Raw genomic sequence first — 24,352 nt, 5'->3', positions numbered from 1 at the left:
GCCGGGGATGTCGATCTGCTGCTGGGCGGCGGCCTTGTCGGCGGCCGTCTTGTCCGCCTTCTTCTCGGCCTTGCCGGCCTTCTCCGCCTTCTCGGCGGGGGCCTCGTCGCCCGTACGGGACCGGGAGGTGCTGCGGCGCTTCGGCTTGGTCTCGCCGGTGGCGTCCGTGGCGGGCGCGGCCTTGGCGGGGGCTCCGCCCGCGGCCTGCGCCTCCTTGATGACCTCGATCAGCTGGCTCTTGCGCATCCGCGCGGTGCCCCTGATGCCGAGGCCGGACGCGACCTGCTGCAGCTCGGCCAGCACCATGCCCTCGAGGCCGGTACCGCGGCGCCGCCGGGAGCCGGCACCGGTGGCAGGCGCGGAGGCGTCCGTGGAGGGCGCGGCAGCGGTCTCCTCGACACGTGCGCCCATCAGATCGGTGGTGTCGCTCACGAAGGGTCCTTCCCTGGAGCGGACGTCGGCCTGTCTGGCTCGGCGACCGGTTGTGCTGTCCGGCATCGGTCCTTGCTGTGCGAACCGAGCCGGGGCGGTGGTCCGCCTGAACGGCGGAAGAGATATCTGGTGATGGCGCTTCCCCTAGCCGTGGCACCCAGTGTCTGTGTCATGCGGCGTGGTCGCACCGGCTCCGAAACGTGCCCGGCGGGCCGCTCAGTGTCCGTGTCGGCCGTACTGATCACGTACGACGTCCACTACACAATGCGGCTTGGGGGGCTCCCGGAAGAATGTCTGTCCCGGACGGGGACACGAGGCACCTCGCCATGGTGGGGTCGGGTGCAGACTTGAGGTTAACACTACCGGATCCAACAAACATTCCCCCTCTCGAAATCCGGCAACCGTGCGCGTCTAAATGTCACTGGAGGTTGCCAGAGGCAGGACGCTCGCGCCCTGCTGGTCCAGGCTGAGCCGGTTGGCCGCCCATTCCGTCCCGGCCAGCGCCTCGACCTTGTCGGCCGTGTCGGCGTCGGCCAGGGCCATCACCGTGGGCCCGGCGCCCGAGATCACCGCGGGGATGCCGTCGCCGCGCAGCCGCTCCACCAGTGCCGCGCTCTCCGGCATGGCCGGAGCGCGGTACTCCTGGTGCAGGCGGTCCTCGGTGGCCGGCAGCAGCAGCTCGGGGCGCCTGGTGAGCGCCTCGACGAGCAGCGCGGCGCGGCCGGCGTTGGCGGCGGCGTCGACGTGCGGGACGCTGCGCGGGAGCAGACCGCGCGCGGTCTCCGTCAGTACCGGCTTTCCGGGCACGAAAACCACCGGAACGACGGAATCGGCGGGCTCCATCCTGATCGCCCGGGCGGCGCCGGAATCCATCCAGGACAGGGTGAAACCGCCCAGCAGACAGGCCGCCACGTTGTCGGGGTGACCCTCGATCTCGGTGGCGAGGTCGAGCAGCGCGGCGTCGTCGAGGCGGGCCTCCCCGCCTATGGTCACCGCGCGCGCGGCCACGATGCCGGCGCAGATGGCGGCGGAGGAGGAGCCGAGTCCGCGGCCGTGCGGGATGCGGTTGGCGCAGACGATCTCCAGACCGCGAGGCTGTCCGCCCAGGAGGTCGAAGGCGGTGCGCAGGGAGCGGACGAGGAGGTGCCTCTCGTCGCGCGGCAACGTCTCGCTGCCCTCACCCGCGATGTCGATGTGCAGCCCTGAGTCGGCCACCCGGACGACCACGTCGTCGTACAAACCCAGCGCGAGCCCGAGGGCGTCGAAGCCCGGACCGAGGTTGGCGCTGGTGGCGGGGACGCGCACCCGGACGGCGGCGGCGCGGAACGCTGGACCGGCCATCGCTTGATGACTCTCCTTGAGCTGCGTGACTGTCGAATGACATTCGATGACGTACGGAACCTCGGGTTCGCCACTGGCTGCCGGGCGACCGGCCGCTGCCTACCCAACGGCCGACGGCTCCCGGCCGCTTTCCGACCGTGGAGACGGCGCGGCACCGCGGCATATGCGGCGGGCGGGTTCGGTACAGCCTATCGAAGGAAGGTTCTGTGGCGACATAGGGCGCACAGGAGGCGCACGATGCGTGTCGCAAGCCCCCTGTGCACCCTCCCAAAGGTGACCTTCCCGGCTGGGCGCCGCTTACGCCTCTTCTCGCGCTGGGCGCGTTCCCGGGCCCAGCGCGGACCGGGCTCTCAGATCAGTCCGAGCCGCTCGGCCGCCGTCGCCGCGTCGACCGGGACGGTGACCGGCTGGGGGGCACCGGCGACGGCCCAGTCCGGGTCCTTGAGCCCGTTGCCGGTGACGGTGCACACGATCCGCTGCCCCGGGTCGACCTTGCCCTGCTCGGCGGCCTTCAGCAGACCGGCCACCGACGCGGCGGAGGCGGGCTCCACGAAGACACCCTCCTGGGAGGCCAACAGCCGGTAGGCGCGCAGGATCTCACGGTCCGTCACCTCGTCGATGGCACCGCCGGACTCGTCCCGCGCGGCGAGCGCGAAGTCCCACGAGGCGGGGTTGCCGATGCGGATGGCGGTGGCGATGGTCGACGGGTCCTTGACGACCTCGCCGCGCACGATCGGGGCGCTGCCGGAGGCCTGGAACCCCCACATGCGCGGCGCCTTCGTGCTGACCCCGTCGGCGGCGTACTCCCGGTACCCCTTCCAGTACGCGGTGATGTTGCCCGCGTTGCCCACCGGCAGGACGTGGATGTCGGGGGCGTCGCCGAGCATGTCCACGATCTCGAAGGCGGCCGTCTTCTGCCCTTCGATACGCACCGGGTTGACCGAATTGACCAACGCCACGGGGTAGTTGTCGCTCAGCGCGCGGGCGAGCGTGAGGCAGTCGTCGAAGTTGCCGTCGACCTGGAGGATCTTCGCGCCGTGCACGAGGGCCTGGCCCATCTTGCCGAGCGCGATCTTGCCCTGCGGCACGAGGACGGCGGAGACCATCCCGGCCCGCACGCCGTACGCGGCGGCGGAGGCGGACGTGTTGCCGGTGGACGCGCAGATGACGGCCTGCGCACCCTCCTCCTTCGCCTTGCTGATGGCCATGGTCATGCCGCGGTCCTTGAAGGACCCGGTCGGGTTGGCACCCTCCACCTTGAGGTGGACCTCGCAGCCCGTGCGCTCGGAGAGCACCTGCGCGGGCACGAGCGGCGTGCCGCCCTCACGGAGCGTCACGACGGGCGTGCTGTCGGAGACGGGCAGCCTGTCCCGGTACTCCTCGATGATTCCGCGCCACTGGTGGGTCATTGCTGGTTACTCTCCTTCAACCCGCATGATGCTGGCGACACCCCGCACGGTGTCGAGCTTGCGCAGCGCCTCGACCGTACCGCCGAGGGCGGCGTCGGACGCACGGTGGGTGACGACGACGAGGGAGGCCTCGCCGTCCTTGCCGGACTGCCGCACGGTGTCGATGGAGACACCGTGCTCCGCGAACACGGTCGCGACCTGGGCGAGCACGCCCGGTTTGTCGGCCACGTCGAGGCTGATGTGGTACCGCGTGACGACGTCGCCCATCGGGGAGACGGGAAGCGCGGCGTACGCGGACTCGCCGGGTCCGGTCGCGCCGCCGATCCGGTTGCGGCAGACGGCCACGAGGTCGCCGAGCACGGCGGACGCGGTCGGCGAGCCGCCGGCGCCGGGCCCGTAGAACATGAGCTGACCGGCGGCGTCGGACTCCACGAAGACGGCGTTGTAGGCCCCGCGCACGTTCGCCAGCGGGTGGCTGAGCGGGATCATCGCGGGGTGCACGCGCGCGGTGACCGACGCCCCGTCCGCGGCCCGCTCGCAGATGGCGAGGAGCTTGATGGTGCAGCCCATCTCCTTGGCGGAGGCGAAGTCGGCGGCGGTGACCTCGGTCATGCCCTCGCGGTAGACGTCGTCGAGGCGCACGCGCGTGTGGAAGGCGATCCCGGCGAGGATGGCGGCCTTGGCGGCGGCGTCGAAGCCCTCGACGTCGGCGGTCGGGTCGGCTTCCGCGTACCCGAGGGCGGTGGCCTCGTCGAGCGCCTCCTGGTACCCGGCGCCGGTCGTGTCCATGGCGTCGAGGATGAAGTTGGTCGTCCCGTTGACGATGCCGAGCACCCGGTTGACCTTGTCGCCGGCGAGGGACTCGCGCAGCGGCCGGATCAGCGGGATGGCGCCGGCGACGGCGGCCTCGTAGTACAGGTCCTTGCCATTGGCGTCCGCCGCGGCGTGCAGCGCGGCTCCGTCCTGGGCGAGGAGGGCCTTGTTGGCGGAGACGACGGAGGCGCCGTGCTCGAAGGCGGTGGTGATGAGGGTCCGGGCGGGCTCGATCCCGCCGATGACCTCGACCACGACGTCGATGTCCCCGCGTTTGACCAGGGCGGTGGCGTCGGTGGTGACGAGGTCGGGGTCGATGCCCTCCCGCACCCGGTCGGGCCGCCGCACGGCCACGCCCGCGAGCTCCACCGGGGCCCCGATCCGGGCGGCGAGGTCGTCGGCGTGCGTCGTCATGATGCGCGCCACCTCTGAGCCGACCACTCCACAGCCCAGCAGCGCCACCTTCAGCGGACGCGTACGCATCATCCGACCTCGTTTCCTCATACCGTCTACGGTTGGACCAGTCTCACGCACCGGACGGGATTTTCTGCCTTTCGTCCGGATCGTGAGACGTTTATTTCATTTTCGCAGGGGCGGAAGACGAAAGATCTTTCGTCCCCGCGGGCGGCCGCCACCTGGCCGCGGCCGCGTCCTCATCCGACGTCGAGACGCAGCAGGTCCTCCTCGGTCTCCCGCCGCACGATGACCCGCGCCTCGCCGTCCCGTACGGCGACGACGGGCGGACGCAGCACGTGGTTGTAGTTGCTGGCCATGGAACGGCAGTACGCCCCGGTCGCCGGTACGGCGATGAGGTCACCGGGCGCCAGGTCACCCGGCAGGAAGGCGTCCTTGACCACGATGTCCCCGCTCTCGCAGTGCTTGCCGACGACCCGCACGAGCATGGACTCGGCGTCGGAGGCGCGGGAGACGAGGGCGACGCTGTACTCGGCGTCGTACAGCGCGGTGCGGATGTTGTCGGACATGCCGCCGTCGACGGAGACGTACGTACGCAGCCCGTCGAGGGGCTTGACGGTGCCGACCTCGTAGAGCGTGAAGGCGGTGGGCCCGACGATGGCGCGGCCGGGCTCGACGGAGATACGAGGCGTCCGCAGCCGCGCGCCCTCGCACTCCCGCGTCACGATCTCGGTCAGCGCCTTGGCGATCTCGTGCGGCTCACAGGGGTCGTCGTCGCTCGTGTACGCGATCCCGAGCCCGCCGCCGAGGTCGATCTCGGGCAGCTCGACCCCGTGCTCGTCGCGGATGTCCTTGAGCAGAGCGACCACCCGGTGGGCGGCGACCTCGAAGCCGGACATGTCGAAGATCTGCGACCCGATGTGCGAGTGGATCCCGATCACCTCGAGCCCGTCCAGCTGGAGTGCCCGCCGCACGGCCTCCGCCGCCTGCCCGCCGGCCAGCGGGATCCCGAACTTCTGGTCCTCGTGGGCCGTCGCGATGAACTCGTGCGTGTGCGCCTCGACGCCCACGGTGATCCGGATCTGCACCCGCTGCCGGACCCCGAGGGACTGGGCGATGTGGGCGACCCGCACGATCTCCTGGAACGAGTCGAGCACGATCCGCCCGACCCCGGCGCGTACCGCCCGCTCGATCTCCTCCGGCGACTTGTTGTTGCCGTGGAAGGCGATGCGGTCGGCGGGCATTCCGGCGGAGAGCGCGGTGGCCAGCTCGCCCCCCGAGCACACGTCGAGGTTCAGCCCCTCCTCGTCCAGCCACCGCACGACCGCGCGCGACAGGAAGGCCTTGCCCGCGTAGAAGACGTCGGCATCCGTCCCGAAGGCGGTACGCCAGGCCCGCGCCCGGGCCCGGAAGTCGGCCTCGTCGAGTACGTACGCGGGGGTGCCGTACTCCTCGGCGAGCCGTGTGACGGCCATCCCGCCGACGGTGACGACTCCGTCGGCGTCCCGCTCGACGGTCTGGGCCCAGACCTTGGGGTCGAGGGCGTTGAGGTCTGCGGGCGGTGCGGAGTAGTGCCCCTCGGGGAAGACGTCGGCGTGACGGGGCCCGGCGGGGTGTGCGGAACGGCTCATGGCGTCTTCTGTGCTCTCTCAGAGGTGGTCGGGTGCGTCGATACCGAGGAGGGACAGGCCGCCGGCCAGCACCGCCCCGACGGCTTCGGCGAGGGCCAGCCGGGCGCGGTGGGCGGCCGAGGGTTTCTCCCCGCCACGCGGCAGCACCGTGGGCAGGAAGGGCAGCGCGGCGTCGCCGACGGTGACGAGATGCCGGGCCAGCCGGTCGGGGGCACGGTGCTCCGCCGCGGCGGCGAGGACGCGCGGGTGGTCGGCGAGGGCGACGAGGAGCTCCCGCGCCGTGCCGGACACCGGACCGGGTTCGGCGGCGAAGCCGAGGTCGGCGGCGTTGCGGGAGAGGGCGCGGGTGCGGGCGTGGGCGTAGCGCACGCGGAAGAGCGGATTGCTCTCACGCTGGACGAGGTGCTCGTCACCGGTCCGGGGCCGGTCGTGGGCGGCGGGGTGGAGCAGGGCCCAGCGACCGGCGTCACGACCGAGGCGGAGCGGGTCGGCGAGGGCCGGGGCGGGCCTGACGTTGACCGGCAGAGCCGCGGTCGCCGGACCGGCCGCGTCGACGCGCACGCCGAGGGAGGCGGTCCACCCGGGCTCGGGCGGGGCGGTGCAGCTGGTGCGGACGAGGGCGCCCTGGGAGCGCAGGATACGGGCGGCGGCCTCGGCGACGACGACGGCACGGAGCTCGTGGGGGCAGTGCAGCCGCACGATGCGGCCGCTTTCCCCGCCGGTGCCGTCGGCACGCCCGTGCCCGTGCCCGTACCGGGGCCCGTGGCGCAGGATCTGCGCGACCAGGTCGGCGGGCGCGGTGCCGCGGAGGCTGATGTTGAGGAACCCCGGCCCGGTGAGGACGACGTCCGTGATGCCGTCGGCGGCCACGAGGTACGGCCGCAGCACCTCGGCGACCCGGCGGGACGGCTGCCCGGCCGGCCGGGCGAGCTGGAGGGCGATGCCGGTGGCGTAGTCCCCGCACCCTCCGGGCCCCGGCGGAGCGACCACGGCCCGCGCCGGAACGGTCACGTTCAGCTCACCCGCGTCGACAGCGCGACGCACCGCGTGCAGCACGGTGCGGGAGAGCTCTACGGGGGTCACGGGTCAAGCGTATGGGAGGAGGGGGGCGGGTAGGCGAACCGGTTTGCGGCAGTCCCGGGATGTGGACGGAAACCGCGCGGACCCACCCATACGAAGCGGACCGCTCGTGAGGGCGTGTCTGGCACCGACGACCCGGGACGGCTAGGCCTGAGCAGGCGATTCACTCTCCCCGGCGAAGCCGAGGACGCCGCGACGAGAAGCCGAGGAGGACCCCGCCCCCTCGCTCCCCGCACCGGCTCCGCGGCCCCTCCGCTCGACCAACTGCCGTACGAGCCCGACGAGCTCGGCGGGTTCGAACGGCTTGGAGAGGAAGGCGTCGACCCCGGCGTCGAACCCGGCCTCGACCTCGTACTGCGTACAGGCACTGACGATGGCGACCGGAAGGTCCCGCGTACGCGGATCGGCACGCAGCCGGGCGGCGGTCCTGAGCCCGTCCAGCCGGGGCATCACCACGTCCAGCGTGACGGCGTCGGGCCGCACCTGATGGACGACATCAAGACACTCGGCACCATCGGCCGCGGTCACGACCTCGAAGCCCTCCAGCTCGAGATTGACCCTGATCAGCTGCCGGATGACCTTGTTGTCGTCCACAACAAGAACCCGGCCAGACGCCCTAGGCACAACTCGAGAGTAGGTCCGGACCGGCCACCGCGTCCGGGTTTTCCCCACTTCCACCCCGTGCGGGGGACGACGTCCCCTCGGCTGACGCCCCGGCAGGCGGCGCGACCCGCGAAAACCCGTTCATGACCACTCCGGGGGAGCTGGTAGTGTTCTACCCGTCGCCGCGAGCAACACCGAACGCGACTGACACGCCCCCGTAGCTCAGGGGATAGAGCAACGGCCTCCGGAGCCGTGTGCGCAGGTTCGAATCCTGCCGGGGGCACACTGTGTAAGTGTGCCCAAGACCCCGTCACCAGCGGAAACGCTGAGGCCGGGGTCTTCGCGTATGTGTCAGCGGTGTCGGCTCGCCGGGCCAGGGCGTTTCAGTCGTGCCAGATGGCCCTGATGTGGTCCGCCTGCGTCCTGTCGCGGAGCGTACGCCGCCGTCCTTCCAGCGGCCCGTGCCGATCGTGATCGGAGGGAAGAGGGGTGGCGGTGCGCAGGTGGCCGACATCGTGTGCGGCAGGTCGACGTCGCTGTCTGCGGTGAAGGCAGTCGGTTCGCCGGTGAGGGCGTCGACGACGAAGAGGCGTACGGGTTTCTGCGGCCAGGTGCGGGTCGGGAGTTGAGGGGCGATGGCTTCGAAGACCTCGGTCTCCTGGACGTCGCGCACCGTGAGGGCGGCCAGTCGGCCGATGCGTTCGACCACCGTCCTCGGGTCGCGTGAACCCAGTGCGGCCCACAGGTACTTGACCGTCATCGCGCAGGTGAAGTCCACGTCCAGCATGGTCCGTTTGCGTTCGACCCGCTCCGCGTACAGGCCGGCCGGGGCCGATCCGCCCGCCAGGTCCGGCGCCGGCAGTGAGCCTGCCGACGTGCCGGTGAGGACGTCGGCGCCCGCCAGGTCCACGCCGGCACGTCGGCCAGGCCTGCCAGTACGCCGATCTGCCACGCGTAGGCGGTCAGACCTCCTCCGCCCAGCGCCAGCGCCGTGTCCGCCATGCCCGCCGTCCCCGCCCCTTCCCAGCAACACACAACGGGGACCACTCCCCGGTTGATCTCCCGGCGGGACGCCAGCAGGTGACCGGGGAGTGGTCCACGTTCGGGGGTGGGTCGGGCAGGGCTGTCATGTCACGCGCGGGCCAGGACCGTCCCCACGACTTGGCGCAGCATCGACTCCGGGTCCGGGGCCGGGCCCGGGGAGCGCCACGCCACGAAACCGTCGGGGCGGACGAGGACCGCGCCGCCGCGGGTCACTCCGTGGGCCTTGGCCCAGTCGGTGGCGTCGTCGTCCGGGGTCAGGTCGGCCTCCGGTGTTCCGCCCACGCGGTACGACTTCAGCGGGACCCGCATGTCGGCCGCCAGGTGCGTCGCCGCCTCGTGCCAGCCGGTGGGCTGCGCCGCGTCGCTGAGCAGGACCAGGGAGTCCTCGTAGAGGTCCAGGGTGGAGATGCGGGCGCCGCTGTCGTCGCTGCGGCGGAGCCAGAGGTGAGGGGCCCTGCTGCCGGGGGCGCCGGTGAGGTCCAGGCCCTCCGGGACGACCGGCGTTCCCGGGTCGGCGCCGACCACCGCGCCCTGGGGGTAGCGGTAGCCGAGGGCGACGTTGAGGATGCCGCGCTGCGGGCCTCCGCCGGGACCGCCACCCGGCCCGCCCGTGGGACCGCCCGCTTCGCCGCCCCCGGGGCCGCCCGCAGGACCACCCGCAGGGGGACCGCCGGGACCGCCAGCAGGAGGACCACCCGCAGGGCCACCGCCGGGACCGCCAGCAGGAGGACCGCCCGCAGGGCCACCGCCGGGACCGCCCGCAGGAGGACCACCCGCAGGGCCACCGCCGGGGCCGCCAGCAGGAGGACCGCCCGCAGGGCCACCGCCGGGACCGCCGGCCGGCCCCGCGCCCGCCATTCCCGGCGGTGGTGTGAAGCCCGGGTGGCTGTGTTCCACCGAGCGGCCCGCGGCTCGGGCGCTGGTGGCCTCCGCGACCGGGCGGCGTTCCGCGTCGTACGTGTCCAGGAGACCGTCGCCGGCCCAGCCCTCCAGGACCGCGGCGAGTTTCCAGGCGAGGTTGTGGGCGTCCTGGATGCCGGTGTTGGAGCCGAAGGCGCCGGTGGGGGACATCTCGTGGGCCGAGTCGCCGGCCAGGAGGACGCGGCCGGAGCGGTAGCTGCGGGCGACGCGCTGGGCCGCGTGCCAGGGGGCCCTGCCGGTGATCTCGACGTCGAGGTCGGGGTCGCCGATCGCGCGGCGGATATGGGCGGCGCAGCGCTCGTCGGTGAAGTCCTCGACGGTTTCGCCCTGTTCGGGGTGGAACGGGGCGTGGAAGACCCAGTTCTCGCGGTTGTCGACCGGGAGGAGGGCGCCGTCCGCGTCCTCGCTGGTCAGGTAGCAGACGATGAAGCGGCGGTCGCCGACGACGTCGGCGAGGCGGCGGGAGCGGAAGGTGATGCTGACGTTGTGGAAGAGGTCGCCCGGGCCGCTCTGACCGATGCCGAGTTGCTCGCGGACGGGGCTGCGGGGGCCGTCGGCCGCGACCAGGTAGTCCGCGCGGATGGTGGTGTGTTCGCCGGTCTCCCGGCTCTTCACGATCGCCGTGACGCCCTCGGCGTCGGACTCGAACGACAGCAGTTCGGTGCCGAAGCGCAGGTCGCCGCCGAGGTTCGTGGCGTGGGTGAGGAGTTCCGGCTCCAGGTCGTTCTGGGAGCACAGGCACCAGGAGCTGGGGCTGAAGCGGGCCAGTCCGCCCCCCGCGTCCATCTCCTTGAACAGCCACTCCCCCGCGTCGCCGACCAGGGTGGGCGTCTGGAAGATGCCGTGGTTCTCGGCCAGGGTGGCGGCGGCCTTCCTGATGTCCGGCTCGGTGCCGGACACGCGGAAGATCTCCATCGTGCGGACGTTGTTGCCGCGTCCGCGGGGGTGGATGGAGGTGCCGGCGTGGCGCTCCACCAGGGTGTGCCGGATGCCCAGCCGCCCCAGGAAGACCGAGGTCGACAGGCCCACCAGGGATCCGCCGACGATGAGGACCGGGACGCGGTGGACCCCGCCCCCGGGGGCGGCTCCGCCGGACCGATCGGCTCTTTCGTTCATTGTTCGTCCTCCGTTGTGACGGACGTTCGTCCGGTGTCGTGACGGACGTCGTCCTCCGTTGTGACGGACGTGGTCCTTCGTCGTGGCGCACGTCGTCCCTCGGTGGTGACGGACGTGCGCGCTCCGTACGTCGGACCCTCGTCGCGTGACTCGCCCCGCGGCAGGTGTGCGCCGGGAGTCTTCATGCATGCCCCCTGCGGCCCGCGGCGGCTCAGGCTTCACCCGCTTAACCCTCCTGGTTCGCGGTCCACGCGGGCACGGCTCACGATCGTGCTTACTGCGACCGCCGCACCACGCCGGAGCAATGGCGCACGCCGCGGCGATCGCCCCAGTCCACGAGGAAGTTCCCGGAGAAGAGGTGGGCCGGATGACGGTCTCTCCCGTCGTAGCGACGGATACCGTGTCGGCAGATGCCATGACCCCAGACGCCACGGCGGCATCGGCGGCCGCGGACGCGGTCGGCGTATCGGTATCCGCGTTCGACGGATCCCGCGTGCGGGTCGTCCTGATGCTGGACATCCACGACGGAATGCAGCAGGAGTTCCTGGACGCCTACGACGGCATCCGCGACCGGGTCGCCGCCGTTCAGGGACACGTGAGCGACCAGCTGTGCCAGTCGGTGGACAATCCCACCCAATGGCTCCTCACCAGTGAGTGGGAGAGCGCGGAGCCCTTCCTGGCCTGGGTCAACAGCGAAGAGCACCTGGACACCGTCGAGCCGTTGCAGGACTACGTCCGCGACACCCATTCCCTGCGCTACAGCGTGCTGCGGGAAACCGCCGGCGAGCAGCATCCCGCGGCAAGTGAGCCGCCGCGGGCCGCTCCCCGGATCGGGAGCAACGTCGTGCGGCACGCCCTGACCTTCACCGTGCGGTCCGGCAGTGAGGAGAAGGTCGCCCGGCTGCTGGCCGGCTACACGCCGCCCGACGCCCGAGTGGACGACTCCGGCCGGCTGCTCCGCACCTCGGTCTTCCTGCACGGCAACCGGGTCGTACGAGCCGTGGAGGTGCAGGGCGACCTGCAGACCGCCCTGCGCCACGTCGCCCGGCAGCCCGCGGTGCGGGCCGTCGAGGAGGCCCTCAACCCGTATCTGGAGCAGGAGCGCGACCTCCGCGACCCCCGGGACGCCCGGCGGTTCTTCACCCGGGCCGCCATGCCGGCCGTCCACCACGTGGCGTCCGCCGACGAGGCGGACGCGCGTCGCCCGCAACGCGTCGCGCTGCTCTATCCGGCCCGCCCCGGCGCCGGTCAGGAACTGGCCCGGCTGCTGGCCCGCCAGGACGCGGCCGCGGCGCACGCACCGGACAACCCGGTCCTCGGCGCCACCGTGTTCCACCGTGACGACCTGGTCGTACGGCTCGTCGACATGGACGGCGACCCGGACGACGCGCTCGCGTTCGTCCTGGGGCTGCACGGGCCCGCCGACGGGCCCGGGGCCACGGGAGGCGCCGGGGTCGCCGTGGCCGAGCGGCTGCTGGACACGGCCGCCCTCGGCGTCGACGGGCCCCTGACGGAGACCCGCACGCTGTCGCAGCTGCTCGCACGGGCCCGTATGACGCCGCTGACCGACCGGCGTTCGCCCGCCACCTGAACCACACGGTCGAACCACTCGGCCGAACCGCCCGACCCGATGACTCGGCTCGACCACACGGCCCGACCACTCGAACCGAGACCACTCGGTCGGACCGGGCGGCCGAGCACGCGTCCGAACCACGTACCCGAAACCACGCGGCCCACCACGCAACCGGCCGGGCCCGACGGCGCGCCCGCCGGACCGCGCGGCACTCCCGACCGCCCCGACTCCCCCACCACCTCCAGTGAGCCCGGAGTGAACGACATGACAGACCAGCAGGTACGCATCGTCTCCCTCGGCGACATCGCACCGAACCGCCGCCGCGGCGGAGACCTCCGCGCCCTACTCACGCCCACCACCGCCGGGTCGACCAGTGGCTTCATGGGCGTGGCCATCGTGCAGCCCGGCGACCGCATCGCCGAGCACTACCACCCGTACTCCGAGGAGTTCGTGTACGTCACCGAGGGCGGGCTGGAGGTGGACCTGGACGGGGTGCCGCACTCCCTCGCCACCGGGCAGGGACTGCTGATCCCGCAGGACGTGCGCCACCGCTTCCGCAACGTCGGTGACGTCGAGGCGCGCCTCGTCTTCCACCTGGGGCCGCTGGCCCCGCGGCCGGAGCTCGGCCACGTCGACACCGAGGACGCGGCGGGCAACGCCCTCCCGCACGAGCGGGAGCACGACCACGCGGGATGCGCCGGGCACGAGCGTCCCGCCACCGCGGCCGAGGCGGTGTCATGACCCGGCGTCGGGTGGCCGTCACGGGCATAGGCGTCGTCGCCCCGGGCGGGATCGGAGTGCCCCAGTTCTGGGGCCTGCTGTCCGACGGCCGTACGGCGACGCGCCGCATCTCCCTGTTCGACCCGGCCGGGCTGCGTTCGCAGATCGCCGCCGAGTGCGACTTCGATCCGTCCGAGCACGGGCTGGACCTCGCCACGGTCCAGCGGTGCGACCGGTACGTGCAGTTCGCGCTCGTCGCCGCCGCCGAGGCGGTGCGGGACGCGAACCTCGACATGGCGCGGGAGGACCCCTGGCGGGCCGGCGCCACACTCGGCACGGCGGTCGGCGGCACGACCCGGCTGGAGCACGACTACGTCCTCGTCAGCGAGCGCGGTTCGCGGTGGGACGTGGACGACCGGCGGGCCCAGCCGCACCTGGAGCGCGCCTTCACCCCGGCGACGCTGTCGTCGGCCGTGGCCGAGGAGTTCGGCGTGCACGGGCCGGTGCAGACGGTGTCCACCGGGTGCACGTCCGGCCTGGACGCGGTGGGCTACGCCTACCACGCCGTGGCCGAGGGACGCGTCGACGTGTGTCTGGCGGGCGCGGCGGACTCGCCGATATCGCCGATCACCATGGCCTGCTTCGACGCGATCAAGGCGACCTCGCCCAACAACGACGACCCCGCGCACGCCTCCCGCCCCTTCGACGCCGAACGCAACGGCTTCGTCATGGGCGAGGGCGCCGCGGTACTGGTCCTGGAGGACCTGGAGCACGCCCGGGCCCGCGGCGCGGACGTGTACTGCGAGATCTCCGGGTACGCCACCTTCGGCAACGCGTACCACATGACCGGGCTCACCAAGGAGGGCCTGGAGATGGCGCGGGCCATCGACACCGCGCTCGGCATGGCGGAGCTGGACGGGTCCGCCATCGACTACGTGAACGCCCACGGCTCCGGCACCCAGCAGAACGACCGGCACGAGACCGCGGCCGTCAAACGCTCGCTGGGCGAGCACGCCTACGCGACACCGATGAGCTCGATCAAGTCCATGGTCGGCCACTCGCTCGGTGCGATCGGCTCGATAGAGCTGGCCGCGTGCGTGCTGGCGATGGCCCACCAGGTGGTGCCGCCCACTGCCAACTACACGACCCCCGACCCCGAGTGCGACCTGGACTACGTGCCGCGCGAGGCACGGGAGCGGACGCTGCGGCACGTGCTGTCGGTGGGCAGCGGCTTCGGCGGCTTCCAGTCCGCCGTCGTACTGAGCGGTTCCGAAGGAGGGCTGCGATGAGCGGACCACAACGGGCCAGGCACCATCAGCAGGACGGACGCAGGCGTGCCGTCGTCACCGGACTGGGCGTGGTCTCCCCGCACGGGATCGGGGTCGAGACGTTCTGGAAGGCGGTCGCGGACGGCACCAGCAGCCTCGGTCCCGTCACCCGGGAGGGCTGCGAGGACATGCCGCTGCGGGTCGCGGGCGAGGTGCGCGGCTTCGACGCGGCCGAGACGGTCGAGGGGCGTTACCTCGTCCAGACCGACCGGTTCACGCACTTCGCCCTGAGCGCCACCCAACTGGCTCTGGACGACGCGCGTTTCGGCCGCGCCGACGTCGAGTCGCCGTTCTCGGTCGGCGTGGTCACCGCCGCGGGGTCGGGCGGCGGCGAGTTCGGGCAGCGGGAGCTGCAGAACCTGTGGGGCCAGGGGTCCAGGTATGTCGGCCCGTACCAGTCGATCGCCTGGTTCTACGCGGCCAGCACCGGCCAGATCTCCATCCGCAACGACTTCAAGGGCCCCTGCGGGGTCGTGGCCGCGGACGAGGCGGGCGGCCTGGACGCCCTGGCGCACGCCGCGCTGTCCGTACGGAACGGCACCGACACGGTGGTCTGCGGCGCGACGGAGGCACCGCTCGCCCCGTACTCGATCGTCTGCCAGCTGGGCTACCCGGAGCTGAGCCGGGCCACCGAGGCCGACCGCGCCTACCGCCCGTTCACCAGCGCGGCCTGCGGATTCGCGCCGGCCGAGGGCGGTGCCGTACTCGTGGTGGAGGAGGCGGAGGCGGCCCGGGACCGCGGCGCGGAGGTGCGGGCGACGGTGGCCGGGCACGCGGCGACCTTCACCGGCCCGTCCCGCTGGGCGGAGTCCCGGCAGGGGCTGGCCCACGCGATCGAGGGCGCGCTGGCCGAGGCGGGTTGCCGGCCCGAGGAGGTCGACGTGGTGTTCGCGGACGCCCTCGGCGTCCCGGAGGCCGACCGGGCCGAGGCGCTGGCCCTCGCCGACGCGCTCGGCGCGCACGCGCGGCGCGTGCCGGTGACCGCGCCCAAGACCGGCACCGGACGGGCGTACTGCGCGGCGCCGGTGCTGGACGTGGCGACGGCGGTGCTGGCCATGGAGCACGGGCTGATCCCACCCACCCCGCACGTGGTCGACGTGTGCCACGACCTGGACGTGGTGGCCGGCCGGGCCCGCCCCGCCGAGCCGCGCACGGCCCTGATCCTCGGCCGCGGCCTCATGGGCTCCAACTCGGCGCTCGTCCTGCGGCAGGGCGACGCCGCGCCGTCCGCGGACCGATGACCGATCCGACCGACACCGATCCCGACCGAGCGCCGCTTCCGGGCGAGCGCCGACCCGAGTCAAGGAGGACACCCATGACCGACCAACTGGACTACCAGGTGACCGTCGAGGAGCTGGCCGCGCTGATGAAGCGCACCGCCGGCGTGCACGTCGACCCGGTCACCCTCCGGCAGCAGGCCGACGACGGCTTCGACACCTTCGGCCTGGACTCCCTCGGCCTGCTGGGCATCGTGGCCGAGCTGGAGAAGCGGTACGGGCTGGGCCTGCCGGAGCAGGCCGAGCGCTGCAAGACGCCCGCGGATTTCCTCGCGCTGATCAACGGCGCCCTGAAGACGGGAGTGTGACGTGGCAGGCCACACCGACAACGAGATCACCATCGCCGCGCCGATGGAGCTGGTCTGGGACATGACCAACGACATCGACAACTGGCCCCGGCTGTTCAGCGAGTACGCCTCCGTGGACGTGCTCGACCGCGACGGCGACCGCGTCACGTTCCGGCTCACCATGCACCCGGACGCGGACGGCAAGGTGTGGAGCTGGGTCTCCGAGCGCGTCGCCGATCCGACGGCCCGCACCGTGCGCGCCCACCGGGTGGAGACCGGCCCCTTCCAGTACATGAACATCGTCTGGGAGTACACCGAGACCGCCGACGGCACGCGGATGCGCTGGATTCAGGACTTCGCGATGAAGCCGGACGCGCCCGTGGACGACGCCTGGATGACGGACAACATCAACCGCAACTCGCGTACGCAGATGGCCCTGATCCGGGACCGGATCGAGCAGGCGGCGGGCGAGCGGCGGACCGCCTCGGTGCTCGCCGACTGACACCGCGAACCGAACGGCACCGGCGAACCGAGCGACACCGGCGATCCGGACGGCGCCGGTGAACGGCACCGCCCAGCCGAACGACACCGACGGAGGGCATCTCCCCATGCACCACACCCTGATCGTCGCCCGGATGGCACCGGGCGCGGCGCCGGACATCGCGAAGGTGTTCGCCGAGTCCGACAGCGGCGAGCTGCCGCACCTGGTGGGCGTCAACCGGCGCAGTCTCTTCGAGTTCGGCGACGGCGTGTACCTGCACCTCATCGAGAGCGACGAGGACCCGGCACCCACCATCGGCAGCCTGACCGGGCACCCGGAGTTCCGCCAGGTCAGCGAGCGGCTCGAACCGTACGTCTCGGCGTACGACCCGGCGACCTGGCGCGGTCCGAAGGACGCGATGGCGCGCTGCTTCTACCGCTGGGAGCGGAGCTCCGTCGGCTGACGGCCCTCGTCTCCCCCACCGCGTCGGGGTCGCCCGTTTTCCGTCGGGCGACCCCGACGCACGTGTGCGCGCACGACGGGACGACCGTGGCTCGCGGACCTTCCAGGACACCGAAGGGTTGTACCGCCGGAACCAAACGTCCTTGTGAGAAGCCCCACTTGGGGTCCTGTGACGTTCTCGCACGTCCTTCCGCTTTGATCTTGGGGGCACAAAAGCACACAGGAGTCCACTGTGCGCGCCCCGCCGACCAGCAGAGAGGACGCACGCCGTGGGCCGATCCACAGCCCGCCGGTCCAGCCGAAGGGCCCAGCCGAACGGTGCCGGGCGCAGGTCCCGCGCCCGGAGACGGAAACGCCGCGGTCCCGCCCGCACCGTCGTGGCCGGCCTGACCTTCGGAGCCGTACTGCTCGCGGCGGGCGCCGCCGTCGCGTACTGGCGGGACACCCGGCCCCCGGTGACGGACGACCAGGCGGCCGATGTCGCCGACGCCCTGGACGCCGCCGAGCGCACGGCCTCCCCGGACGCCACCGGCGGGACACCGTCCGGGTCACCGAGCCCCTCCGCGTCGCCGTCGGCGAAGACCTCCCCCTCGCCTTCGTCCTCGCCCTCGCCCTCCCCCTCCACCATCGCCATTCCCGCCACCGGCCCCGGCGCCTTCGTCACCGCCGAGGCCGACGGCACGACCGTGGGCACCGGCAGCCGCGTACGCCGGTACAAGGTCCTGGTCGAGAAGGGCATCGACATCCGGCCGGGTGCCGCCGCGGCCGAGATATCCGACGTGCTCGCCGACCGCCGCGGCTGGACCACGGACGGGACCAACTCCTTCCGGCTGGTCAGCTCGGGCTCGTACGACTTCGTGGTGAAGATCGCCACGCCGGGCACCGTCGACGAGATCTGCGGTGCCGCGGGCCTGCTCACCCGGGGCGAGGTGAACTGCGCGGTCGGCACGGACGTCGTGGTGAACCTCAAGCGCTGGGTACTGGGCTCGCCGCAGTTCGACGGTCCGATCGGCGACTACCGGGCGCTGATCATCAACCACGAGGTGGGTCACCGCATCGGCCACGGTCACGAGACCTGCCCCGGTCCCGGGCTGCCGGCCCCGGCGATGATGCAGCAGATCAAGGGCCTCAAGGGGTGCGTCGCCAACGCCTGGCCCTACGACCGCGAGGGCGAGTACCTGGGCGGGCCCTCGGTCTCCTGAGCACCCGGCCGAGGTTTCCCGGGCACTCGGTCGAGGTGTCTCGGGCACTCGGTCGTACGCCCGGCGGGGGCGTTCGGCGGAGGGTTCACGGGACAGCGCGTGAGGCGAGGGGTGATGATCGGCCCATGACCACCACTCCGCGTTTCGACCCCCGCGCCCTGCTGGCGGAGAGCCGGCTGGGCGTGCTCGCGACGATCAAGTCGGACGGCCGCCCGCAGCTCTCCCCCGTCATGCCCGCCTACGACCCGGAGGCCGACGTCATCCGCGTCTCCACCCGCGAGGGACTGGCCAAGACGGCGAACCTGCGCCGGGACCCGCGGGCCGCTTTGGAGGTGACCGCCCCGGACGGCAGGTCCTGGGCCACCGCCGAGGGCGTCGTGACCCTCACCGGGCCGGGCGTCGACCCGCGAGGACCGGAGGTGGAGGCGCTGGTGGAGTACTACCGCGCCGCCGCCGGGGAGCACCCGGACTGGGACGAGTACCGGATGACGATGGTGTCCGACCGCCGGGTGCTGCTCACGATGACGGTGGAGCGCGTGTACGGGGCCGACATCGGCTGACACGTCACCGGAAACGGCCGAAGGGACGCGGCCGGCGGGCCGCAAGATTTGTGCCGCAGCGGTGATAGATCCGCCCGCCGTTTCCGTACCTCCTGGCGAACGAGTACGAGTCGAGTACGTCGAGTGCGAGTCGCTCGCGTCGCCCCTGGAGGCATCATGCGCCTGTCCCGCAGCAGGATCGGAGTCGTCGTCCTGTTCGGTGCGATGACCCTGACCCTCACCGCGCTGGCCTTCCCGGCCATGCTCGGACTGGACAAGGCCGACGGGAACCAGGACCGGGTCGTCGCCAGCACCAAGTTCGGGCCGCTCACCGAGGCCGACCGTGACTTCGTGGTCAAGGTGCGGGCCGCCGGGCTGTGGGAGTACCCGCTGGGCGAGATCGTGATGGAGCGCGGTACGTCGAAGGCGATGAAGACGGCCGGCGAGCACCTGGTCGTCGGCCACGCCGGTCTGGACGCGATGTGCCGCGAGATCTCCCCCGAGCTGGGCATCACGCTGCCCAACCGGGCCTCCCCGCAGCAGGAGGACTTCGTGGCGACGGTGAAGTCCAAGAGCGGCAAGGAGTTCGACTCGTCGGCGGTCAACATCATGCGGGTGACCCACGGTCAGATCTTCCCGGCGATCGCCAAGATCCGGGCCACCACGAAGAACACGCTGGTGCGCCAGCTGGCCGACCTGGCCAACGACACGGTCCTGGACCACATCACGGTGCTGGAGAAGACCGGGCTGGTCGAGTACGACCAGGTCACCTTCCAGCAGACCGGACCGGCGAAACTGCCGAGGGAGAAAGTCACCCCGCCCCCGCCGCAGCCGGGCGAGCGGGTGCTGGTGCTCAAGCCGCGGCCCGACCTGAACGTGAACACGGCCTCCCCGACGCCCACCCCCGCGCCGGCGGCCCCGTGACCGCCCGAGCTGTCAGGCGTCCCGGGCCGCGGTGACGTCCGCGGCCCAGCCGAGCGGATGCGGCTGAGGGTCGTCCGGCGCCGGGGCGAGGGGTTCGCCGCCCGCCTCGCTGAAGGCGGTGAGCGCCTCCACCAGCGCCGCCCGCTGGCCCGGCGCGAGCCGTTCGACGATCGCGGCGACCTCGGCGCGGCGCCGGGCGCTGACGTTCGCGACGGTGCGCCGGCCCTCGTCGGTGAGCTGGAGCAGGGTTTCGCGCCGGTTGTCGGGGTTGGTCTGCCGGTCGGCGAGCCCGGCCGAGATCAGCCGGTCGACCATGCGCATCGCCGTCGACGGGGCGACCTGGAGGTGGTCGGCGAGCGCGACGAGCTTGGTCGCGCCTCTCGTGGAGAGCACCATCAGCATCCGGAACTGGGGCAGCGTCACCCTTTCCTCCACCTCGGCGAGCGACCGCGCGGAGACGGCCACCAGCAGTCGCGACGCGGCCAGCACGGCCTTGGTGACCGCGTCGACATCATCCAGGCCCCCGACGGGCATCTCACGCTCCGGCATGTGTCCTTTTTACCGCGCCGGTGTCCCTGCTCACTCACCTGACCAGTCGGCGGAACGGCGTGGCCGGAGGGGCCGCGCCGCGACCGGACCGGCCCAAAAGGAGCATCGGGTACTGCCCGTCCACCTTTTCCCTGTGCAAAGGTGGGGGTGGAGTCCCGAGTCAGGAGGGTGGGCATGGCACGCACGGACACGACACCCAGTCGGCCCCGGCCGCCCGTCGGCTGGCGGCGCGCCGCGGCACGGCTGCCGATCCTCCTCTTCCGCGGTGGGCTCGGCCCCCTGTTCGGCAAGCGGCTGCTTCTGCTGCACCACACCGGCCGGATCAGCGGCCGGGACCGCCGGGTCGTCCTCGAAGTGGTCGCCTACGAATCCGGCGGGCCGCACGGACGGAGCTGGACGGTCGCCTCCGGCTTCGGTCCGAAGGCGGACTGGTACCGGAACCTCCGTCAGCAGCCCAAGACGGTCATCCAGTTCGGCAACCGCCACCACGCCGTCACCGCCCACTTCCTGCCCGCCGAGGAGGGCGCCGGGATCATGGCGGAGTACGCCCGGCGGCACCCGGGAACCGCCCGGCGTCTTTGCGCGTTCATGGGATTGGCGGTGGACGGCGGCGAGGCGTCGTTCCGTGAGGCCGGACGGGCCATTCCGTTCGTGCGGCTGGTCGCGGCCGACGGAGACCGCCGATCATGACCATCGGGCCCCGGGTTCGACGGCGGGCGGAAGAGGGCGGCCGGAGCCCCTGGCGATCTCCTTTTGCACTGTGCAATGATCCGACGGGGGGCCGGCCTGCGGCCGCCTGCCGTACGGCGCCCAGGAGTGACACCGAAACGGTGCTGCGGCACAGGACGGCACACCGACCGTCGGCGGGCTCCCCTCCCGCTCCCACTCCCGCCCGGCCGCCGTACGGGCCCAAGAAGAGAGGAAGAGCGGGATCATGACCGCTTCCGGGCCGGGCAGCGGCGCGACGCCGGAACAGCCCGACCAGCCGGGTCGGCCCGACCAGCCGGGTCAGCCCGACCAGCCGGGTCAGCCCGACCGGACCGGCGATACGCCGTCCGTGCCGGAGTACGTCTGGCGGCAGTTCCTGGAGGACGACGAGCGCGCCATCCGCGCCTCCGCCCTCATCAGGGAACCCGCCGCACGCGACCGGACACCCGATTGGCGCCCCCGGCCCCCGGACGGCAGGGACATGGGCGCCGACACGGGCACGGGCGCCGGCACGGGCACGGACGACTCGCCCGCGGCCCGTCCCTCCGGCGTGGTCGGCGAGCTGTGGCACCCGGAGGATCCGTGGACCGGCCCGGCCTGGCGTTCGCTGGACGGCCGCGCCCGGCTCCGGCGGGTCGGCCGGGTGATCGGCACGGCCGCCGCGGTCGCCCTCGCCCTGACCGCGTGGTCGCAGCTGTCCACCGGCCCCGGCACCCCGGGCGGCGGACCGGCCGACACGATCGGGCAGCACCTGGAGGAGAGCCCCGTCCTGCCCACCGCCGCCTCTCTCGCACCGACGGCCTCGGGCGACGCGAGCCCCGCGGTCTACGAACCCGCCCCGTCCACCGTTCCGCGGGCGTCCTCCTCCTGGGCCGTCAACTGAGCGTCACCGTGCTCCGCTCGCGCCGGGCCGGCGTCAGGCGCTGCGCTTGCGCGGTGGCGTCTTCTTGGCGGTGCTCTTGGCGGTGCTTCTGGCGGGCGCGCTCTTGCCGGTCGTCTTCTTGGCGGCGTTCTTGGCCGCGGTCCTCTTCCCGGGCCGCGCGGACTCCGCCGTCGACTTCCCGGCGGCGGAGGCCGTCGACTTCTTCGCCTCCGTCTCCTTCGCCGCCGTCCTCTTCCCCTCCGTCTTCTCCCCCTGCGGCCCCTTCGCCGCCGACTTCTTCGCTTCCGCCTTCTTCGCCGCCGTCTTCCTCGCCGCCGTCGAGGTCGACTTCTTGCCGCCGCTCTCCTTGGGGGTCCGCCGGGACGGCGTGCGCTGCGGCAAGGTCCTGACCTCGGCATCCTCGGCCGGCCCGGCGCCTTCCCCGCGCCGTGACTCCCGCGCCGCCCGCACGCTGCTCTCCAGCGCGGCCATCAGGTCCAGCACCTTCCCGGGCGCGGCCTCCTCGCGGGCCTCCGGGGGCGTCTCACCGGCGGCCTTCGCGGCGATGACCTGCTCCAGCGCCTCGCGGTACTCGTCGTGCAGGTCGTCCAGGTCGATCTCGCCGAGCGTGTCCATCAGGGCGTCCGCGAGGTCCAGTTCCTGGTCGCGGACGGTGACACCCGCGTCCGGAGCGACGCCCTCGGGGGCGCGCACCTCGTCCGGCCACAGCAGGCCGTGCATCGCGATGGCGTCGCCGACGACCCGGAGCATGCCGAGGCGCTCACGGCCCCGCAGGGCGAACTTGGCGATGGCGACCCGGTTGCTGCGCCCCAGCGCCTCGCGCAGCAGCGTGTACGGCTTGGCGGCGGGCGCGCCGCTCGCCGCGAGGTAGTACGCGGAGCCCATCTGCAGCGGGTCGATGCGCTCCTCGGGCACGAAGGCCACGATCTCGATCGTCCGTGCGGTCGGGATCGGCAGGTGGGACAGGTCCTCGTCGGTGATCGGGATCATCGAGCCGTCGGCGTCCTCGTAGGCCTTGCCGATCTCGTCCTGGGCGACCTCGCGGTCCTCCAGCTCGCAGACCTTGCGGTAGCGGATGCGGCCACCGTCCTCCGTGTGGATCTGGCGGAAGGACACCGCGTGGCTCTCGGTCGCGTTCACCAGCTTGACGGGGATGCTGACCAGGCCGAAGGAGATGGCGCCGTTCCAGATGGATCGCACGTGCAGCACCCTTTCCGCTCGGCCGACCCGCCGCGTGACCGTCGGGCGGTTTGTACGTGTTTCATGAGATTCTCATGGTATGGCGCCTATCACAGAGGTGGAGGGGCGACGGGTCGCCCTCAGCAACCTGGACAAGGTGCTGTATCCCGCGACCGGCCTCACCAAGGGCGAACTGCTGCACTACTACGCGACGGCCGCCGAGGTGCTGCTGCCGCACCTGCGGGACCGTCCGGTGTCCTTCCTGCGCTATCCGGACGGCCCGGACGGCCAGGTGTTCTTCACCAAGAACGTGCCGCCGGGTACGCCCGACTGGGTCACCACGGCCGAGGTGCCCCGGTCGGAGGGGCCGGCGCGGATGGTGCTGGTGCAGGACCTGGCGTCCGTGATGTGGGCGGCGAACCTGGTGACCGAGTTCCACACGCACCAGTGGACCGCGGACGATCCCGACGAGGCAGACCGGCTGGTGTTCGACCTCGACCCCGGACCGCCCGCGACCGTCGTGCACTGCTGCGAGGTCGCGCTGTGGTTGCGGGAGCGGCTGGCGGCGGACGGGATCGAGGCGTACGCCAAGACGTCCGGGGCGAAGGGGCTCCATCTGCTGGCGGGGGTGCGGGGGTCGCCGTCGGAGCGGGTGTCGGAGTACGCGAAGACGCTGGCGATGGAGGCGGAGCGGGCCCTGCCGCGGCTGGTGGTGCACCGGATGACGCGCAGTCTGCGGCCGGGGAAGGTGTTCGTCGACTGGAGCCAGAACGCGGCCCGCAAGACCACGGCCGCTCCCTACACGATGCGGGCCCGGTCCGTACCGGCCGTCTCCACGCCGGTGACCTGGGACGAGGTGGCCGGGTGCCGGCGGGCGGAGCAGTTCGTCTTCCGGGCACAGGACGTCGGTCCGCGGGTGCGGGACCACGGCGACCTGCTGGCGCCGCTGTTCGAGCGGCGGCGGGCGGCGGCCCTGCCCTGACGCGCGACGGCCCTCAGACGCGGGTCCAGGTGGCGCGGTCCCGGGCCATGGCGTGCAGGGCTTCCACGTCCGCCGGTTTCAGCATCCCGCCCGGGCGGGCCAGGTCCGGCAGCTCCGCGCCCGTGAGCACGCGGACCGAGCGCGGCGGGGCGGTGACGGTCACGTTCGCCGGATCGACGAGGACGAGGACGGGATGCACCTCGGCCGTCAGGGCGTAGGAGGCCCGGCCGGCGTCGGCGCGGACCCGGCGCAGCAGGGGAAGCGGTTCGCGGCGGCCCAGCGCCACCAGGGGGTCGGTGATGTGCACCCGCTGCCCGCGGGCGGGCAGCACGTGGAGGGCGAAGAGACCGCCGGGGCCGATCACCAGGTGGTGGACGCGGTCGCCGCCGGGCAGCGGGACGGAGTGCAGGGTGTGCCAGCCGGCGCCGTCGAGGCGGTCGAGGGCCGCCCCCGC

At 72.6% G+C, this 24,352-nt stretch carries 24 protein-coding genes, 1 tRNA gene and 1 pseudogene; 14 read left to right on the top strand and 12 right to left on the bottom strand.

Annotated features, from left to right (window positions below; genetic code table 11):
* The 7 genes from EBH09_RS25300 to EBH09_RS25270 form a co-directional block, all read right to left on the bottom strand.
* Positions 1 to 432, bottom strand: a 432-nt coding sequence (locus tag EBH09_RS25300; RefSeq protein WP_193776524.1) for a Rho termination factor N-terminal domain-containing protein, incomplete at its 3' end; no start/stop codon positions are given.
* 411 nt (positions 433 to 843) lie between these two features.
* On the bottom strand, positions 844 to 1,773 hold the full coding sequence (thrB, locus tag EBH09_RS25295; RefSeq protein WP_121749206.1) for a homoserine kinase: 930 nt from the start codon (positions 1,771 to 1,773) through the stop codon (positions 844 to 846).
* Between the two features lie 350 nt (positions 1,774 to 2,123).
* Entirely contained in the window at positions 2,124 to 3,182 is a 1,059-nt protein-coding gene (thrC, locus tag EBH09_RS25290) for a threonine synthase (protein ID WP_121749205.1), read from the bottom strand.
* 6 nt (positions 3,183 to 3,188) lie between these two features.
* A complete protein-coding gene (locus EBH09_RS25285; RefSeq protein WP_193776523.1) occupies positions 3,189 to 4,481 on the bottom strand; it encodes a homoserine dehydrogenase in 1,293 nt (430 codons plus the stop codon).
* Between the two features lie 167 nt (positions 4,482 to 4,648).
* A complete protein-coding gene (gene lysA / locus EBH09_RS25280; protein WP_121749204.1) occupies positions 4,649 to 6,040 on the bottom strand; it encodes a diaminopimelate decarboxylase in 1,392 nt (463 codons plus the stop codon).
* Positions 6,041 to 6,058: 18 nt separating this feature from the next.
* Positions 6,059 to 7,123, bottom strand: a complete 1,065-nt coding sequence (gene nrtL, locus EBH09_RS25275; protein WP_121749203.1) for an ArgS-related anticodon-binding protein NrtL — start codon at positions 7,121 to 7,123, stop codon at positions 6,059 to 6,061.
* A 141-nt stretch (positions 7,124 to 7,264) separates the two neighbouring features.
* The gene (locus EBH09_RS25270; protein WP_121749202.1) at positions 7,265 to 7,744 is read right to left on the bottom strand and encodes a response regulator; all 480 of its coding nucleotides are present in this window, start codon (positions 7,742 to 7,744) and stop codon (positions 7,265 to 7,267) included.
* Positions 7,745 to 7,934: 190 nt separating this feature from the next.
* Here EBH09_RS25270 and EBH09_RS25265 point away from each other — a divergent pair.
* Positions 7,935 to 8,006, top strand: a tRNA-Arg gene (locus EBH09_RS25265).
* Between the two features lie 27 nt (positions 8,007 to 8,033).
* Here EBH09_RS25265 and EBH09_RS25260 read toward each other — a convergent pair.
* Both EBH09_RS25260 and EBH09_RS25255 read right to left on the bottom strand, forming a co-directional pair.
* Positions 8,034 to 8,633 carry a patatin-like phospholipase family protein gene (locus EBH09_RS25260; protein ID WP_238697439.1) on the bottom strand — a complete coding sequence of 200 codons (600 nt, stop codon included), beginning with the start codon at positions 8,631 to 8,633 and terminating at the stop codon, positions 8,034 to 8,036.
* A gap of 221 nt (positions 8,634 to 8,854) precedes the next feature.
* Positions 8,855 to 10,804 carry an FAD-dependent monooxygenase gene (locus tag EBH09_RS25255; RefSeq protein WP_121749201.1) on the bottom strand — a complete coding sequence of 650 codons (1,950 nt, stop codon included), beginning with the start codon at positions 10,802 to 10,804 and terminating at the stop codon, positions 8,855 to 8,857.
* A gap of 367 nt (positions 10,805 to 11,171) precedes the next feature.
* On the opposite strand from EBH09_RS25255, the gene EBH09_RS25250 reads away from it, so the two are divergent.
* The 10 genes from EBH09_RS25250 (at position 11,172) to EBH09_RS25205 (ending at position 19,597) form a co-directional block, all read left to right on the top strand.
* Positions 11,172 to 12,395: a SchA/CurD-like domain-containing protein gene (locus EBH09_RS25250; RefSeq protein ID WP_121749200.1), complete on the top strand. Its 1,224-nt coding sequence runs from the start codon at positions 11,172 to 11,174 to the stop codon at positions 12,393 to 12,395.
* Positions 12,396 to 12,641: 246 nt separating this feature from the next.
* Positions 12,642 to 13,118 (top strand): cupin domain-containing protein, encoded by a 477-nt coding sequence (locus tag EBH09_RS25245; protein ID WP_121749199.1) that lies wholly within the window; start codon positions 12,642 to 12,644, stop codon positions 13,116 to 13,118.
* Positions 13,115 to 14,386 (top strand): beta-ketoacyl-[acyl-carrier-protein] synthase family protein, encoded by a 1,272-nt coding sequence (locus EBH09_RS25240; protein WP_121749198.1) that lies wholly within the window; start codon positions 13,115 to 13,117, stop codon positions 14,384 to 14,386. Before EBH09_RS25245 ends, EBH09_RS25240 begins: the two co-directional genes overlap by 4 nt.
* Entirely contained in the window at positions 14,383 to 15,666 is a 1,284-nt protein-coding gene (locus EBH09_RS25235) for a ketosynthase chain-length factor (protein ID WP_121749197.1), read from the top strand. The genes EBH09_RS25240 and EBH09_RS25235 overlap by 4 nt, the downstream gene beginning before the upstream one ends.
* Before the next feature lie 74 nt (positions 15,667 to 15,740).
* Positions 15,741 to 16,010 (top strand): acyl carrier protein, encoded by a 270-nt coding sequence (locus EBH09_RS25230; protein ID WP_121749196.1) that lies wholly within the window; start codon positions 15,741 to 15,743, stop codon positions 16,008 to 16,010.
* Position 16,011: 1 nt separating this feature from the next.
* Positions 16,012 to 16,491: an SRPBCC family protein gene (locus EBH09_RS25225; RefSeq protein WP_121749195.1), complete on the top strand. Its 480-nt coding sequence runs from the start codon at positions 16,012 to 16,014 to the stop codon at positions 16,489 to 16,491.
* 106 nt (positions 16,492 to 16,597) lie between these two features.
* On the top strand, positions 16,598 to 16,933 hold the full coding sequence (locus tag EBH09_RS25220) for a TcmI family type II polyketide cyclase (RefSeq protein WP_121749547.1): 336 nt from the start codon (positions 16,598 to 16,600) through the stop codon (positions 16,931 to 16,933).
* Between the two features lie 268 nt (positions 16,934 to 17,201).
* On the top strand, positions 17,202 to 18,134 hold the full coding sequence (locus tag EBH09_RS25215) for a DUF3152 domain-containing protein (protein WP_121749194.1): 933 nt from the start codon (positions 17,202 to 17,204) through the stop codon (positions 18,132 to 18,134).
* A 125-nt stretch (positions 18,135 to 18,259) separates the two neighbouring features.
* Complete coding sequence (locus EBH09_RS25210; protein WP_121749193.1) at positions 18,260 to 18,694, top strand: PPOX class F420-dependent oxidoreductase; 435 nt, start codon at positions 18,260 to 18,262, stop codon at positions 18,692 to 18,694.
* A gap of 156 nt (positions 18,695 to 18,850) precedes the next feature.
* Positions 18,851 to 19,597, top strand: coding sequence for a DUF4142 domain-containing protein (locus EBH09_RS25205; protein WP_121749192.1), 747 nt, complete (start codon positions 18,851 to 18,853; stop codon positions 19,595 to 19,597).
* Between the two features lie 12 nt (positions 19,598 to 19,609).
* Here the strand turns inward: EBH09_RS25205 and EBH09_RS25200 are convergent, their stop codons facing one another.
* A complete protein-coding gene (locus EBH09_RS25200) occupies positions 19,610 to 20,146 on the bottom strand; it encodes a MarR family transcriptional regulator (RefSeq protein ID WP_193776521.1) in 537 nt (178 codons plus the stop codon).
* A 174-nt stretch (positions 20,147 to 20,320) separates the two neighbouring features.
* On the opposite strand from EBH09_RS25200, the gene EBH09_RS25195 reads away from it, so the two are divergent.
* Both EBH09_RS25195 and EBH09_RS25190 read left to right on the top strand, forming a co-directional pair.
* Positions 20,321 to 20,836, top strand: coding sequence for a nitroreductase family deazaflavin-dependent oxidoreductase (locus EBH09_RS25195; protein WP_121749191.1), 516 nt, complete (start codon positions 20,321 to 20,323; stop codon positions 20,834 to 20,836).
* A 244-nt stretch (positions 20,837 to 21,080) separates the two neighbouring features.
* On the top strand, positions 21,081 to 21,737 hold the full coding sequence (locus tag EBH09_RS25190) for a hypothetical protein (RefSeq protein WP_121749190.1): 657 nt from the start codon (positions 21,081 to 21,083) through the stop codon (positions 21,735 to 21,737).
* 33 nt (positions 21,738 to 21,770) lie between these two features.
* Here the strand turns inward: EBH09_RS25190 and EBH09_RS25185 are convergent, their stop codons facing one another.
* Positions 21,771 to 22,937: a Ku protein gene (locus EBH09_RS25185; protein WP_193776520.1), complete on the bottom strand. Its 1,167-nt coding sequence runs from the start codon at positions 22,935 to 22,937 to the stop codon at positions 21,771 to 21,773.
* 79 nt (positions 22,938 to 23,016) lie between these two features.
* Between EBH09_RS25185 and ligD the strand changes: the two genes are divergently transcribed.
* On the top strand, positions 23,017 to 23,898 hold the full coding sequence (ligD, locus tag EBH09_RS25180) for a non-homologous end-joining DNA ligase (protein ID WP_121749188.1): 882 nt from the start codon (positions 23,017 to 23,019) through the stop codon (positions 23,896 to 23,898).
* 13 nt (positions 23,899 to 23,911) lie between these two features.
* On the opposite strand, the pseudogene EBH09_RS25175 reads toward ligD, so the two are convergent.
* Positions 23,912 to 24,352, bottom strand: a pseudogene (locus tag EBH09_RS25175) (NERD domain-containing protein); the annotation flags it as partial.

This window comes from Streptomyces sp. E2N166, from assembly GCF_003671715.1.
Taxonomy (GTDB): Bacteria; Actinomycetota; Actinomycetes; order Streptomycetales; family Streptomycetaceae; genus Streptomyces; species Streptomyces thinghirensis.
Note: the sequence above shows the minus strand (reverse complement) of the source record. Positions and strands in the feature narration are given on the sequence as shown.